The organism is Polaromonas sp. (assembly GCF_029945925.1).
Lineage (GTDB): Bacteria > Pseudomonadota > Gammaproteobacteria > Burkholderiales > Burkholderiaceae_C > Polaromonas.
Genome location: NZ_JAQSDN010000059.1, coordinates 1 through 14,940 on the forward strand (window position 1 = coordinate 1; position 14,940 = coordinate 14,940).

A 14,940-nucleotide genomic window follows, 5' to 3' on the forward strand; every position below is an offset into this window, starting at 1 on the left:
AGCCCGCTGCACCGGCCGGCGAATTGGCTGCGGCCGGTGGCAGTTGGGAAACGTTTTGAGAATGGTGATGAGGGGTGCCCCGGTCTGCAGGTGTGTTGCCGCTTTGTCGGCTGATACATCGACTTGGCATCAAACCGTATAGGAGTTTGCATGCCTGCGAGAAACCTGCGCCACGATCGAACCGAACTGCCTCTGGATGTTCGTTTTCGTCCGGTGATTCAAGACGGACGTAAATCCCTGTTCGTGCTGGCGCAGGTTCACTCTGCGGAGCAGGGAATCGATGCCCTTCCCGGGTCGCAGGCCGTTTCGCCCCCCCCCGTAGCAGCCCTGCCGCTGCAGGACAGCTTGTTCCGGACGTTGACCGAGGAGGCGCCCCAGGTGATCTGGTATGCCAATGTGCAGGGCGGCCTGGTCTATGCCAACCGCAAGTGGTACGCCCTCGTCGGCGGCAAGCCGGAAGACTGGATGGGCAGCAAGTGGCTTCAGGCTGTGCATCCGCAGGACCGGGAAGACCTGCTGGAGGCATGGCAGCGCGCACTTCGAAAGCTCGAGAATTATTCCGGCGTGCGGCGCATCCTGTCCCGGGACGGGAGTTACCACACGATGTCGTACAAGGCCAGGCCGGTACTCAGTGAAAAGGGCGATGTGGCATTCTGGGTAGGCATCGATACGGACATCAGCGAGATCAAGGCGACGGAGGCAGCATTGCTTCAGTCCAACGAGGAACTGGCTGCCTTCTCCTATTCGGTCTCCCATGACCTGCGTTCGCCACTGAGCGCCATAGACGGCTTCAGCCGTTTGCTAGCCAGACATCTGGGCCCGCAGGCCAGTGACACAGCGCAGCATTACCTTGCCAGAATTGAAGCGGGGGTAGGCCAGATGGGGCGGCTGATCGAAGACCTCCTGTCACTGGCCCAGGTTTCCCGTACCGAATTTCGCAACGAAATCGTTGATCTGAGCCAGTTGGCTACTCAGGTGCTGGAGCGGTACATTGGGAACACGAACGGGCGAGAGGTGTCTGCGACCATCGCGCCTGGCCTCCAGGCCCTCGGTGACGTCCGGCTGATTCGGGTGGTGCTGGAAAACCTGCTTGGAAACGCGTGGAAGTTCACGTCACAGCGGGTCTCCACCATCATTTCCGTCGGCCAGCTCGCCGATGCCGAGGAAGAACCGATCTTTTTTGTACGCGACAATGGCGCCGGCTTCGACATGGCATATGCCGACAAGCTGTTCAAGACCTTCCAGCGTCTGCATTCAAGCACAGAGTTCCCGGGTACCGGTGTGGGCCTGGCGACGGTGCACCGTATCGTGACCCGACATGGCGGCGAAGTCTGGGCTGATTCGGAGCCGGACAAAGGTGCCACATTTTTCTTCACGCTGCCCAACCGTTAAGCACTACGTCGTACGACGCGGTCCCGGAAATCCGCCAATGGTGAGCCTCGGTCATCCGGTCGGCAGGAGGAACCGGTGGCGCTGCCACATGGGCCGCCGGGCTTGTCCAGGGGTGGTGAATAGGCGCCGTAGCGCCTGGGCATGGCGGGCTGAAAATGCCCGCGCAGTCAGGAAGGGCCTGTCTCAGCCGACTGCAAGCCGGCTGCCGCTGCTGGAGCCTGCCTTGTGCGCGCCATCCGGCCCATACAGCGGCTGGCCGCTGGCTTTCAGGAAATTGATGGACTGCCGTGTGTAGTCCAGATGGGTGTGGATCATCACCCCATTTCGGTGATTGCATTCGTGAGCCTGTTCAGCCACCGCCAGCAGCCTGCTCCATGCTGTTTGAAGTGCTTCTCCCCCGGCCGTTGCAGCGGCATCACAACCACTGCGTCCTGGGGCGTAGCCCAGCGCCTGCTGCTCCATCTCACGCTGGCGACCGATCAGGGCGATCTGGTCGGCCAGTTGTGACTTGCGCTCGGCAAGACCGGGTAGACGTTTGAATCCGCCATGGGTCATGGCGTCAGATTCCTGGGCGAGCAATTCGAGAAATTCGCCGATGGCGGAATGTTCGCGAACGAGAAGGTCGACCAGCGGGGCGCTCATGGCGCTTTTTCTCCCAGGAGATCACGCACCGACCGGAGCAGGCCGTCGGCTATTTTGGCGGTGTCCACATGGTAGCGGCCGGCACTGATGTCTTCTCGGATTTTGCCCACGCGGGCCGCGTCGAAGTCTCCGTTGGTCGAGGGCAGCAACGGCGTCGCTGCGGCCGGACGGGTCTGGGCCGCCTCTGCCGCCATGCCTGACACCGCACGGTTCGGCTTGACGCCGTCTCTTGCGGGCACAGCCGGGGAGTCGGCTGCATTTTTCAGGAAAGTGACGTTTTGATTGATTTTCATGATGTTTTCCTCAGGGGATCTCACCGGTATAACGGCAGATCATCCCGAAACTTGAGGGGATGACGGCAATTTAACAGGATCAATGGGTTCGTTCCACCATTCCGTCCGGGCCGACGATGCCGCTAATCAGCGTGCCGCCCAGCATTTTGACCTGAATCAAGGCGCCCACGGCTGCACTGGTCATGGCTTTTCCCTCGGCACTCACCACAAAGCCTGTTCCCTGGGTGCGTACGCGAATGGTTTGCCCCCTTTGTACTGCTACCGTGTCTCGCAGCAACTCCCGCCGCAGCGGTGCACCCGATGCGATCTGGTTCAGGGCGGTTGCGCCGTTGAATTGCGCCGGGTCGACGATCACGCTGCGGGGAAGGGTGGTCAGGTCGCCTTCGCGTGCAGTGGCATCGGCGAGTGTCAAGGCCTGGCCGGCAAGGATGGGTCGAGCGGCGACATAGTAGACGGACCGGACCGCGATGTAGACCGGTACAAAGCGGGTCCATGGCTGATCCGAATGGCATCGCACCCCGACCGACAGGCGTCCCCACAAGCGGGCACCACCGGGCAGGAAGGGCTCCGGTGATTCACATGCCGGCAGTGCACCCGAGATAGGCGTATTGATGGTGATGCCTACCTTGCCGGGCAGACCGACTGCCTGACGCAACAGAAATTGCTCGATCACGGGGCGTGCGCTGCCCGACAGGGGCACTGGCTGCGATGTCGCGCTGCGGGCCTGCAGGGACAGGCTGGCAAGGATGGCAAGTCCAAGCGCCAAAACTTTGTACATGGGCATCTTCATGAAATCCCTCACTGGATTGGCGTCAGATCGCCTACACGCATCAATGGGCACCCGAGCGCTCGGAGCGCGGGCGGTTGCAGGAATTCTAGGAGCCCGCGCAACAGGGCCAAGGGTTGAATTGCGCCGCAATTCGGATGCTGTTTGGCCGATTGAATTTCCCCGCCAAAGGATGCAATTCATAAAGCCGGAACGTCGATAGCCGACGCCACCGGAAGTATTGAACTGAACCTTGAAACGCCGTCTGTTCGGGTGATTGCGCAAGCAGGGTCTCCCTACAATTATTTTCATCAAAGCAGCTGCGCCGTCAGAGGCATCACTTGAAACGAGGGAAAAAATGATCGACAAACTGGATTCAGCACTGCGCTTCCATCAGGAGGCGCTCAGCCTGCGGGCGCGGCGCCAGGAAGTGCTGTCGTCCAATGTCGCGAACGCTGATACGCCCAATTTCAAGGCGCGTGATTTCGACTTCGGGAGCAAGCTGACGGAGGCGGTTGAGCGCGGCAGGCAGTCCCTGTCCATGTCGATGTCCACCACATCGTCCCGTCATCTGTCCGGTGAAGCGCACGCGGCAGGCGAGAGTGATTTGATGTACCGCACGCCCAATCAATCAAGCCTCGATGGCAACACCGTCGAGATGGATGTCGAGAGGGTCAATTTTGCCGACAACGCCATGCGTTACGAAGCCAACCTGACGATTCTGAGCTCCAAAATCAAATCGCTGTTGTCAGCGGTTCAGTAACAACCAGGCGGAGTCTGTTCATGCCGTTTTCAAACCGTTCGCTCAGCATTTTCGATATCGCCGGCTCGGCCATGACTGCCCAATCGCAGCGCATGAACACCACCGCCAGCAACATGGCCAACGCGGACAGCGTTGCCGGACCGGATGGCCAGCCTTACCGCGCGCGCCAGGTGGTGTTCGAAATGTCGCCTGGGGCTGGCCAGGGCATAGGCGGTGTCAGGGTGGCGCGCGTCATCGAAGATCCATCGCCGTTGCGCATGGTGCATGACCCCAGGAATCCGCATGCGAACGCCGAAGGTTACGTGGCCATGCCCAACGTCAATGTGGTCGAGGAAATGGTCAACATGATTTCGGCTTCGCGCTCCTACCAGGCCAATGTCGAGGTTCTCAATACGGCCAAGACATTGATGCTCAAAACACTGACGGTGGGTCAGTAAGGCCGTCGGCGGCCGCCATTTCCATTTCCGGAGAATTTCTTATGACTGCTTCTGCAATCACCCCAATCGACGGCGCCAGCGCGGCCGGCGCGCTGTCATCCAAGACGGTTTCAAGCGCCGATGGAGAGCAGCGTTTTCTCAAGCTGCTTGTCACGCAGCTGAACAACCAGGACCCCCTGAATCCTCTGGACAACGCCGAGCTGACCTCGCAGCTGGCACAGATGAGCACGGTCAGCGGAATTGAAAAGCTCAATACGGCCTTCCAGTCCCTGCTGGCCCAAAGCGGCTCCAGCCAGGTCCTGCAGTCGGCCTCCCTGATCGGCCGTGCCGTGCTCGTTTCCGGAAACGGGCTGGCGCTGGAACAGGGCGCTGCTGTGCCGTTTGCCGTTGAGCTGCCGCAGGGGGCTGATTCGGTGAAAGTCACCGTCACCGATGCGGCCGGCAACACCGTTCGCAGTTTGGATCTGGGTGCCTTGCCGCAAGGGGTCAAGACACTCTCCTGGGACGGCAAGTCAGATGGTGGAGTGCAGTTGGCAGATGGTGCCTACACCGTCAACGTGGCGGCGTACTCCGGGGACTCCAGGGTGACAGGGATTGCGCTGACCTATGCCGGCGTGGCCAGCGTGTCGCAGGGCGGCAATGGCGTAGCGCTTGACCTGGGGGCGGGTCGCAAGGCTGCGCTCAGTGAAGTTCGCCTGATTCTCTGAGCCTGACCGACTCGCGGCAGTCTCGATTTACAAGTCAATTCAACAGAAGGAAATACCATGGGTTTCGCACAAGGTGTAAGCGCTCTGAACGCCTCCGCAGCCAATCTCGACGTCATCGGCAACAACATTGCCAATGCCGGAACGATAGGCTTCAAATCCGGAGGCGTGCAGTTTGCGGATGTATATGCAGGCTCGAAGATCGGTCTGGGTACCCAGGTAGCCAGCGTTGCGCAGAATTTCACGGCCGGCTCGGTGCAAACCAGTTCCCGGGCCCTGGATGTAGCCATCAGTGATGGCGACGGGTTTTTCCGGCTCGCGAGTCCGGAAGGCGAGATAGCCTATTCGCGCAACGGCCAGTTCGACATGGACAAGAATGGCTACATTGTCAACACGGCCGGTTTGCAGCTTACCGGTTATGCCGTGGGGGCCAATGGCAACCTTGCGGGCGGCACTCCGGCGCCCCTGCAAATGCCAACAGCCGCCATGGCACCGCAGGCGACCGGGACCGCGACGGGGATCACCGCACAGTTCAATCTGGATTCGCGCAGCACAGCGCCGACGGCTGCATTCGACGCCACGGATTCAAGCACCTACAACTATGCCAATTCGGTGACGATTTATGACTCGCTGGGGAATCCCCATGAATTGGCCACCTTCTTTGCAAAACAAGCTGCTCCGGTCAATACCTGGAATGTTCATGCGACCGTCGACGGGAAGCCGCTGGATAACGGTGGTGTGCTGCCGGCTGTGGCCAACGGCACGGCGATCGGCAGCCTGACCTTTGACAGCAACGGCATTCTGGATACCGCCATCGTGGGTAACGGTGTTCTGGGTTTCAAGACGCCCGGCTTTACCCTGGGCAATGGTTCGGCGCCGATGACGTTCGATATGAACGTCGCGGGCACCACCCAGTTCGGCAACGCCAATGATGTCAGAAAGTTGACGCAGGACGGTTATGCGTCTGGCACGCTGACCTCCCTGGCCATTGAGCCGAATGGAACCATTACCGGAAAATACAGCAACGAGCAGTCCAATACGCTTGGGCAGATCGTTCTGTCTTCCTTTGTGAATCCGAACGGACTGCAGTCCAAGGGTGACAACGTCTGGGCCGAAACCGCTGCCTCAGGCCAGCCGTTGACGGGCACACCGGGCGCCGGTACCAAGCTGGGCGCCCTGGTTGCGGGGGCCCTGGAAGGCTCCAATGTGGACCTGACCTCCGAACTGGTCAACCTGATCATTGCCCAGCGCACTTACCAGGCCAATGCCCAGACCGTCAAGACGCAAGACCAGGTGATGCAGACCCTGATGAACATGCGTTGATGACCCCGTGACCGCCGGCAAGGCGGTTTCTGGCGTCAACCAAATCAGGACAACCAAGGAAGCAATATGGACCGGATGATCTATGTCGGCATGACAGGTGCCAAGCAGGCCATGGAGCAGCAGGCTGCGGTGGCCAACAACATGGCCAATGTGTCGACGCCCGGTTTCCGCGCGCAGATCAACAACTACCGTGCGGTCCCTGTGGTCGGCGACGAGATGGCGACCCGTGCCATGGTGGTTGCCACGACCCCTGGCGCCGACATGCGTTCGGGGCCGCTGATGCAAACAGGCCGTCCACTGGACGTTGCCATACGCGGCGATGGCTGGCTGACCGTGCAGACGCCGGACGGCGGCGAAGCTTACACCCGCGTCGGCAATCTTCAGGTGGGTGCCGACGGGCAGTTGATGACCATGGATGCCAGACCGGTGTTGGGAGAGTCCGGACCGATGGTTGTGCCTCCAGGCTCGTCGCTGGTGGTGGCCGACGACGGCGTGGTGACAGCGCTGGGTGCCGGTGATCCGGCCGTGGGTGCCGCGGAAGTGGGGCGCCTGAAGCTGGTCAACCCGGCCGTTGATGAGCTGGTGCGTGGCGACGATGGCCTGTTTCGCATGCAGGCCGGCACGGCCGCCCCGCAGGCCGACCCCGGCGTGCGTTTGCTGTCCGGCACGCTGGAGGGAAGCAATGTCAATGCAGTGGAGGCCATGGTCGACATGATTGCCAATGCACGACGCTTTGAGATGCAAATGAAGACGCTGCAGACGGCCGAAAGCAACGACCAGCAGGCCAACAAGCTGCTGGGCAACGGCTGATTCGCCGTCCACCCCTTGCCAACCGATCCGACATGAACACGGCCCCGGCCATCCCCCAGGAGTTTTTCCCATGATTCGTTCCCTTTCCATTGCCAAAACCGGTCTTGATGCCCAGCAGATGCAGCTCGATGTTGTTGCCAACAACCTGGCCAACGTGGGCACCACGGGTTTCAAACGCAGCCGCGCCGTGTTTGAAGACCTGATGTACCAGAACCTGCGCCAGACCGGCGGCCAGACCTCGGACCAGACCCGCATGCCCTCAGGCCTGCAACTGGGTACAGGCGTTCGGGTGGTGGCCACAGAGCGTATTCATACCCAAGGCAACCCGACGAAGACCGAAAACCCGAAAGATGTGGCCATCAATGGTGATGGCTTCTTTCAGGTGTTGATGCCGGACGGCACCACCGCCTACACGCGCGACGGTTCATTTCAGTCCGACCAGAGTGGGCAACTGGTCACAGCCAGCGGCTTTCCCGTGCAGCCGGCCATTACCCTGCCGCAGAACACCACCAGCATGACCATTGGTCGCGATGGCACGGTGTCGGTCACCCAGGCCGGCAGTACGGCCAACGTGCAGATTGGCCAGATCCAGCTGGCGACCTTTCTCAACGCCGCGGGTCTGCAAAGCAAGGGTGAGAACCTGTATGTGGCGACGGATGCCTCTGGTGGGGCCAACGAAACCGCGCCGGGCCAGAATGGCGCCGGCATTCTCAACCAGGGCTATGTGGAATCGTCGAACGTCAACGTCGTCGAGGAGCTGGTCAACATGATCCAGACCCAGCGTGCGTATGAAATCAACAGCAAGGCTGTCCAGACCTCCGACCAGATGCTCGCGCGCCTGGCGCAGCTGTAATGCTCGGGTTGCCGCAGAGCTGCTGGCGCACAGGCGGCTGGACATTGGCCATCGCCGGGCTGCTGGGCGGCTGTGCACAGATCCCGCGCGAACCGCTGGTGCATCAGCCCATGAGCTCGCGTGCCGATGCGCAGGCGCGCCCCGCTGCGCCGGCTCATGGCGCGATCTACCGGACTGGCTTTGGCGCGCAGGCCCTGTTTGAAGACAGGCGGCCGCGTTACGTGGGCGACATCCTGACCATCCTGGTCAGCGAAAACGTCAATGCGAGCAAGAACTCGGCGGCCAATGCCAGCCGCAGCGGAAGTGCCAGCACCGAGCTGAGCCTGATTCCGAAAATTTTCAGCGGTCTGATCTCCAGCGCGCAGGACGCAACTGCAGGCGGGAAAAATATATTGAGTGCCAAGGGCGGGGCCAATGCCACGAACACATTCAACGGCGTGATCACGGTCACGGTTATTGAAGTTCTCCCCAATGGCAACCTGATTGTCAGCGGGGAAAAGCAGATGCTGATCAACCAGGGCACGGAGTTCATCCGTTTCTCCGGCGTGGTCAACCCGCGCACCGTCAGCGCGAACAACACCGTCCCTTCCACCCAGGTCGCCGACGCGCGCATGGAATACAGCGCCAAAGGGTATATCGACGAAGCACAGACCATGGGCTGGCTCCAGCGCATCTTCCTCAACGTGCTGCCGTTCTGATCATGAACACGACATCCACTTCGCTTCAACCTCAGGGAAGAATGCGCACGGCGCTGACTTTTTGTCTGAAACTTTGCCTGCTTCTGCCTGCCCTGGTTGGGCTGCCATCGCAGGCGGAGCGCCTGAAGGATCTCGCGAGTATTCAAGGGGTGCGCGACAACCCGCTGATCGGTTACGGCCTGATGGTCGGCCTCGACGGCAGCGGCGACCAGACCATGCAGACACCGTTCACCACGCAAAGCCTGAACAACATGCTGGGCCAGCTGGGCGTGACCGTGCCGCCCGGTACCAACATGCAGCTCAAAAACGTGGCCGCCGTGATGGTGACCGCCGTGTTGCCGCCGTTCGCGCGGCCCGGCCAGACCATAGACATCACCGTGTCCTCTCTTGGCAATGCCAAAAGCCTGCGCGGCGGCACCTTGTTGATGACGCCCCTCAAAGGCTCCGACGGCCAGGTGTATGCGCTGGCCCAGGGCAACATGGTCATAGGCGGCGTGGGCGCCGCGGCGGCCGGCGCATCGGTCAAGATCAACCAGCTCAGCTCCGGGCGCATTCCTGCCGGCGCCATGGTGGAGCGCGCGGTGGAGTCCGCGCTGGCTGGTGACGGCACCGTCATTCTCGAACTCAACCGCAGCGACTTCAGCACCGCCCAAAACGCGGTGGAAGCCATCAACCGCAGTTTTGGTCCCGGCACCGCCACGGCGCTGGACGCCCGGGTGATTCAGGTCAGCGCACCGGCCCGTCCGGAAGACCGCGTCGGCTTTCTGGCCCGCATCGAAAACATCGACGTCGCGCCGGCGCAGTCCGTCGCCAAGGTGGTCATCAATGCGCGCACCGGTTCGGTCGTGATGAATCAGAACGTCAGGCTCAACGACTGCGCCGTGGCGCACGGCAATCTGTCGGTGGTGATCAATACCCAGCCGGTCATCAGCCAGCCCAATGCCCTGGCCGGCGGCAAAACGGTCGTGGCCCAGCAGGCGCAGATCGAGGTCAATCAGGCCGGCGGCGCGCTACAGGTTGTGCGGGGCGGTGCGTCCCTGGCCGAGGTGATTAAGGGGCTCAACGCCCTGGGCGCCAACCCCCAGGATCTGGTGTCGATTCTTCAGGCCATGAAGGCCGTAGGCGCCTTGCGCGCCGAACTCGAAATTATCTGAGGTTGACATGAACAGCGCCGGTTTTGCCAACCTCAACAGCATGAATTCCCCTGCAGCAGGCGTGCTCGACCAGCGTTTGTCGCTGGATGTGCAGGGGGTTGATGCCTTGCGGCGCACGGTGCGCAGTTCACCGCAGGAAGGCATGAAACAGGCCTCCAAGCAATTTGAAGTGATGTTCATGCAGATGGTGCTCAAGAGCATGCGCGAAGCCACGCCGTCTGACGGCATGTTTGGCAGCCAGCAGGAAAAGATGTACACATCAATGCTGGATCAGCAACTGGCACAAAACCTGTCCGGCCGGGGGCTGGGCCTGGCCGAGGCCATGTTTGCGCAGCTCAACCGGACGGCCGGCGGGGCTGATGTGCCGCCCGCCGCATTGCCCGCCGACAAGCAGCCCGGTATGCCTGGCACCGCGGTGTCCAGGGCGCCGCAGCCTGTTGCTTCGAACGTCGCACCGGTCGTCCGGACACCGGACCTTTCCCTGTACGAGACCGCCACGGCGCAGGCGACCTTGAGCAGGAGTGCCTTGCCGCAAGCGCACGTTGAGCAATTTGTATCGCGCATGCTGCCTGCGGCGCAGCGTGCCAGCGAGGCGACGGGTGTTCCGGCGCAACTGATCATGGCGCAGGCAGCGCTGGAGTCCGGCTGGGGACGCCGCGAGATCCGCGCGGAGGACGGCCAGACCAGCTACAACGTGTTTGGCATCAAGGCCGACAAGAGCTGGAAGGGGCCGGTGGTCGAAACCATGACCACCGAATACGTCAACGGCGTTGCGCAAAAGGGCCGGGCCAGCTTTCGGGCCTACGGCTCTTATGACGAAGCGTTTTCCGACTATGCACGTTTCCTGGTGACCAACCCGCGTTACGCCAATGTGCTCTCCACGCAGGATCCGTCTGAAGCGGCGCACGGCCTGCAGCGTGCAGGTTATGCGACCGATCCCCAATACGGCGGGAAACTGGTCCGCATCATGAAGCAGATGTCCTGAGACCGCGGATGGCCCCGGGTGAGCACCGTTGAGCGAGGCAGCAGGCATGCAGCGGCTTTTGTTTTTGAACACTAAAGTTTTTTCTTGTTGTGGTCGTTAATACAAATAGCCGCTTTTGTTGTCATTATTTTGAAGCGCTTACGGAAGCGCTGCCCACCTGATTGAGGAGCACTCATGCAAGCAAGCACCAGCCAGGCCGGAACCACGGCCGTCCCAGCCATGCCGCCCGGAGCCCTGGCTGCCCAGCCGCTGGAGTTTCTGGCGTTCACGCTGGGCCAGGAAGAGTACGGGGTGGACATCCAGAAGGTGCAGGAGCTGCGCGGTTATGACGCGGTCACGCGCATTGCCAATGCGCCCGAACACATCAAGGGGGTGGTCAACCTGCGCGGGATCATCGTGCCCATCATCGACATGCGCATCAAGTTCAATCTGGGGACGCCGACTTACGACCAGTTCACGGTCGTGATCATCCTGAACCTGGCCAGCCGCGTCATGGGCATGGTGGTTGACAGCGTCTCGGACGTGATCACCCTGAGCCCGGAGCAGGTCAAGCCGGCGCCTGAGATGGGGGCGGTGCTCGATGCCGATTACCTGATCGGGCTGGGCACGCTCGATGAGCGCATGCTGATTCTGGTGGATATCGACAAACTGATGACCAGCGCCGAGATGGGGCTGATCGAAAAACTGGCGGCTTAAAAAAGCGCCTGTCCAACGAGTCATCCGACTCATCACATCGATTGCAATATCGATTCGAATTTAAATCAGGAGATGAAAATGTTCAAGAACATGAAAATAGGTATGCGTTTGGGTTTGGGCTTTGGCCTGGTGCTGGTCTTGCTGTCCGTGATTGCCTTCGTCGGCATCACCCGACTGGCAGCGGCGAACGCCGCCGTTGACGACATTGTCAACAACAAGGGGACGAAAGTGACGCTGCTCCAGGACGGACTGGCCGGGGTGAACGACATTGGGATCGGAGCCCGCGACTTGGTACTTGCGACGACGCCGGAGGCCCGTGCGTCTTCAAAGGACCGGGTTTTGAAAGGTCGCGCCGCCATTGGCAAGGCGTGGGACACGCTCAAACCCACGCTGGACCAGCCCAAAGGCAAAGAAATGATGCAGAAGATATTGGATTCACGGGAGCAATTCATCGCGGCCCAGAACCAGGTCATCAAGCTGGTGGAGGAAAACAAGGTGGACGAGGCGCGTGTCGTTATCGCGACAGAGTTCCGAAAAATAGCCCTCGAGTACCGCGAACGCGTCAACGCATTGGCAGATTTTCAGCAGACCATGATGGCCGAATCTGTAAAAGTCGCGGCTGAGCAGTACCAGCAAGCGCGCACGCTAATGCTGGGCTTGGCCATTGCGGCGTTCCTGATGGGTGCCGGCATCGCGTTCTGGCTCACACGCGGGGTGCTCAAAGAACTGGGCGGCGAACCAGATTACGCCGCAGCGATTGCGGGGAAAATTGCGGCAGGCGACCTTGCCGTGGCAATTGACACCCAACCAAACGATCAGACGAGCTTGTTGGTTGCGATGAAAGCGATGCGCGACAACCTGGCAAAGATTGTCGGTGAAGTCCGCACCGGCACCGACACCATCGCCACCGCAACGGGCCAGATCGCGGCGGGCAACCAGGACCTGTCCTCGCGCACCGAAGAGCAGGCCAGCTCACTGGAAGAGACCGCCGCCTCGATGGAAGAGCTGACTTCAACCGTCAAGCAAAACGCCGACAACGCCCGCCAGGCCAACCAGCTGGCAGTGACTGCCTCCAGCGTCGCGATCCGGGGTGGCAGCGTCGTGTCTCAGGTGGTTGACACCATGGGTGCCATCAACACCTCGTCCCGCAAGATTGTCGACATCATCAGCGTGATCGAGGGCATTGCCTTCCAGACCAACATCCTGGCCTTGAACGCCGCTGTAGAAGCCGCCCGGGCCGGCGAGCAGGGGCGGGGCTTTGCCGTGGTCGCTGCTGAAGTTAGAAACCTCGCCCAACGCTCGGCGGCAGCCGCCAAAGAGATCAAGACCCTGATCGACGACTCCGTCGACAAAGTCCAGGAAGGCAGCACCCAGGTGGCAGAAGCTGGCAAGACGATGGACGAGATCGTCGATAGCGTCAAGCGCGTGACCGACATCATGGCCGAGATCACGGCGGCCAGCCAGGAGCAGACCTCAGGCATCGAGCAGATCAACCAGGCCATCACTCAGATGGACCAGGTCACGCAGCAAAACGCCGCTTTGGTGGAAGAAGCGGCCGCAGCCGCCGGCTCGCTGCAAGAGCAGGCCAGCAGCCTGTCGCAGGTGGTGAGCGTGTTCAAACTCGATAACAACCAACTGAATTACGTGGCCGCGCCCCAGCGCACGGCCACCAGCAAGCCGCGCCCTGCGCCTGTGCAACCACCCCGCGCCAAACAGGCCATTGCCGCACCGCAACGCAAGCAACTGGCGAATGCAGGTGCTGTGGCCGCTGGCGGGGACTGGGAGACGTTCTAAAAAGCGTAGGTCGGGTTAGCGCAGACGTAGGCCGACATCTGCGTTTGCGCCCCGGCGATGTCGGGTTACGCCCGCAAAGGCTAACCCCACCTACCGGGAAACGTTCTAAGAACCCCAAAAATAAAAGGAATACACATGCACGCAACAACAAGCAACCCCAACCCATCGGCCGCCGCCAAGGCGCTGGAGTTTCTGGCTTTCACGCTGGGCCAGGAAGAGTACGGCATCGACATCCAGAAAGTGCAGGAGCTGCGGGGTTACGACACGGTGACCCGCATTGCCAATGCACCAGAGCACATCAAGGGCGTGGTTAATCTGCGCGGCATCATCGTGCCCATCATCGACATGCGCATAAAGTTCAACCTGGGAACGCCGACTTACGACCAGTTCACGGTCGTGATCATCCTCAACATGGCCAGCCGCGTGATGGGCATGGTGGTGGACAGCGTCTCGGATGTGATCACTTTGACACCGGAGCAAGTCAAGCCGGCGCCGGAGATGGGCTCGGTGCTCGACACCGACTACCTGATCGGCCTGGGCACGCTCGATGACCGCATGCTGATCCTGGTGGATATCGACAAATTGATGACCAGCGACGACATGGGATTGATCGACAAACTGGCGGCGTGAAAAGCGCCTGTCTAGCGAGTCATCGGACTCATCACATCGATTCGCTATTTAAATCAGGAGCTGAAAATGTTCAAGAACATGAAAATAGGTATGCGTTTGGGTTTGGGCTTCGGCCTGGTGCTGGTCTTGCTGTCCGTGATTGCCGGGCTCGGCGTATGGCGGCTCCAGAACGTCGGCCATGCCACCGCGGCGATGGCCAGTGAGGCGTTGGTCAAGGAGCGTCTCGCCGCCGAATGGCTGGTGGCTACGAGCACCAACAGTGTCCGGACATTCGCGTTGGTCAAGAGTATGGATCCGGATGACCAGAAGTACTTCCAGAAAAGCATCGCCGCAACCAGCCTGAGCATCACCGGAATTTCCAAAAAACTGCTGGACATGCTGGATACGGCAGAAGAAAAAAAGCTGTATGAAGACAGCATGCTCAAGAGAACCGCGTACATCGGGTTTCGCACGGCCGCCTTGAAACTGAAAGCGGATGGACAGCCCGCACAGGCGGTGGAGCTGGTTGACGGAAAACTGGTGCCGGCCCTGGACGCCTACGACGCGAGCATCAAGGCCATGTTGTCTCAGCAGAAGGCCAACATTGACCAGACCGTGAGCTCGATTGACTTGTTGTACCGCTCCGGCCGCTTCATGCTGATCTCCCTGGCTCTGGTGGCCCTGGCCTTGGGCGGCCTGCTTTCCTGGTGGCTGACGGTCGGCATTACCCGTCCCCTGGACCGCGCCCTCCGGGTGGCAGAAACGGTTGCCGCCGGCAACCTGACCAGCCAGATCGAAGTGACAAGCAAGGACGAGACAGGCCAGCTGATGCAGGCCCTGAAAGACATGAACGACAGCCTGGCCAAGGTGGTCGGCGAAGTCCGCAGCGGCACCGACACGATAGCCACGGCCTCCAGCCAGATCGCCGCCGGCAACCACGATCTTTCTTCCCGCACCGAAGAACAAGCCAGCTCGCTCGAAGAGACCGCAGCGTCCATGGAAGAGCTGACCAGCACCGTCA

At 60.9% G+C, this 14,940-nt stretch carries 17 protein-coding genes; 14 read left to right on the top strand and 3 right to left on the bottom strand.

Features of this window, described 5'->3' with window-relative positions; translation table 11 throughout:
* The first annotated feature begins 150 nt into the window (after positions 1–150).
* Positions 151–1,392 carry an ATP-binding protein gene (locus PSV40_RS19615; RefSeq protein ID WP_300541039.1) on the top strand — a complete coding sequence of 414 codons (1,242 nt, stop codon included), beginning with the start codon at positions 151–153 and terminating at the stop codon, positions 1,390–1,392.
* 183 nt (positions 1,393–1,575) lie between these two features.
* Here the strand turns inward: PSV40_RS19615 and PSV40_RS19620 are convergent, their stop codons facing one another.
* The 3 genes from PSV40_RS19620 to flgA all read right to left on the bottom strand — a co-directional run bounded on the left by PSV40_RS19620 (position 1,576) and on the right by flgA (position 3,105).
* Positions 1,576–2,034 carry a flagella synthesis protein FlgN gene (locus tag PSV40_RS19620; RefSeq protein WP_300541041.1) on the bottom strand — a complete coding sequence of 153 codons (459 nt, stop codon included), beginning with the start codon at positions 2,032–2,034 and terminating at the stop codon, positions 1,576–1,578.
* Positions 2,031–2,327 (bottom strand): flagellar biosynthesis anti-sigma factor FlgM, encoded by a 297-nt coding sequence (flgM, locus tag PSV40_RS19625; RefSeq protein WP_300541043.1) that lies wholly within the window; start codon positions 2,325–2,327, stop codon positions 2,031–2,033. The genes PSV40_RS19620 and flgM overlap by 4 nt, the downstream gene beginning before the upstream one ends.
* A 79-nt stretch (positions 2,328–2,406) precedes the next feature.
* The gene (gene flgA, locus PSV40_RS19630) at positions 2,407–3,105 is read right to left on the bottom strand and encodes a flagellar basal body P-ring formation chaperone FlgA (protein WP_300541045.1); all 699 of its coding nucleotides are present in this window, start codon (positions 3,103–3,105) and stop codon (positions 2,407–2,409) included.
* Between the two features lie 346 nt (positions 3,106–3,451).
* Between flgA and flgB the strand changes: the two genes are divergently transcribed.
* The 13 genes from flgB to PSV40_RS19695 form a co-directional block, all read left to right on the top strand.
* The gene (gene flgB / locus PSV40_RS19635; protein ID WP_300541047.1) at positions 3,452–3,856 is read left to right on the top strand and encodes a flagellar basal body rod protein FlgB; all 405 of its coding nucleotides are present in this window, start codon (positions 3,452–3,454) and stop codon (positions 3,854–3,856) included.
* A 20-nt stretch (positions 3,857–3,876) separates the two neighbouring features.
* A complete protein-coding gene (flgC, locus tag PSV40_RS19640; RefSeq protein WP_300541049.1) occupies positions 3,877–4,293 on the top strand; it encodes a flagellar basal body rod protein FlgC in 417 nt (138 codons plus the stop codon).
* Between the two features lie 41 nt (positions 4,294–4,334).
* Complete coding sequence (locus tag PSV40_RS19645; RefSeq protein ID WP_300541051.1) at positions 4,335–5,000, top strand: flagellar hook assembly protein FlgD; 666 nt, start codon at positions 4,335–4,337, stop codon at positions 4,998–5,000.
* A gap of 57 nt (positions 5,001–5,057) precedes the next feature.
* On the top strand, positions 5,058–6,320 hold the full coding sequence (flgE, locus tag PSV40_RS19650) for a flagellar hook protein FlgE (RefSeq protein WP_300541052.1): 1,263 nt from the start codon (positions 5,058–5,060) through the stop codon (positions 6,318–6,320).
* 66 nt (positions 6,321–6,386) lie between these two features.
* On the top strand, positions 6,387–7,130 hold the full coding sequence (flgF, locus tag PSV40_RS19655) for a flagellar basal-body rod protein FlgF (RefSeq protein ID WP_300541053.1): 744 nt from the start codon (positions 6,387–6,389) through the stop codon (positions 7,128–7,130).
* A 70-nt stretch (positions 7,131–7,200) separates the two neighbouring features.
* Entirely contained in the window at positions 7,201–7,983 is a 783-nt protein-coding gene (flgG, locus tag PSV40_RS19660) for a flagellar basal-body rod protein FlgG (protein ID WP_096699817.1), read from the top strand.
* Positions 7,983–8,681 carry a flagellar basal body L-ring protein FlgH gene (locus PSV40_RS19665; protein ID WP_300541054.1) on the top strand — a complete coding sequence of 233 codons (699 nt, stop codon included), beginning with the start codon at positions 7,983–7,985 and terminating at the stop codon, positions 8,679–8,681. The genes flgG and PSV40_RS19665 overlap by 1 nt, the downstream gene beginning before the upstream one ends.
* Before the next feature lie 41 nt (positions 8,682–8,722).
* Complete coding sequence (locus PSV40_RS19670) at positions 8,723–9,835, top strand: flagellar basal body P-ring protein FlgI (RefSeq protein WP_300541062.1); 1,113 nt, start codon at positions 8,723–8,725, stop codon at positions 9,833–9,835.
* Between the two features lie 7 nt (positions 9,836–9,842).
* Positions 9,843–10,820, top strand: coding sequence for a flagellar assembly peptidoglycan hydrolase FlgJ (gene flgJ / locus PSV40_RS19675; protein WP_300541055.1), 978 nt, complete (start codon positions 9,843–9,845; stop codon positions 10,818–10,820).
* 219 nt (positions 10,821–11,039) lie between these two features.
* A complete protein-coding gene (locus PSV40_RS19680) occupies positions 11,040–11,516 on the top strand; it encodes a chemotaxis protein CheW (protein WP_300541064.1) in 477 nt (158 codons plus the stop codon).
* A 78-nt stretch (positions 11,517–11,594) separates the two neighbouring features.
* Complete coding sequence (locus PSV40_RS19685) at positions 11,595–13,310, top strand: methyl-accepting chemotaxis protein (protein ID WP_366915051.1); 1,716 nt, start codon at positions 11,595–11,597, stop codon at positions 13,308–13,310.
* Between the two features lie 135 nt (positions 13,311–13,445).
* Positions 13,446–13,940, top strand: coding sequence for a chemotaxis protein CheW (locus PSV40_RS19690; protein ID WP_300541058.1), 495 nt, complete (start codon positions 13,446–13,448; stop codon positions 13,938–13,940).
* Between the two features lie 66 nt (positions 13,941–14,006).
* The coding region (locus PSV40_RS19695; protein WP_300541060.1) for an MCP four helix bundle domain-containing protein at positions 14,007–14,940 on the top strand (934 nt) is incomplete at its 3' end.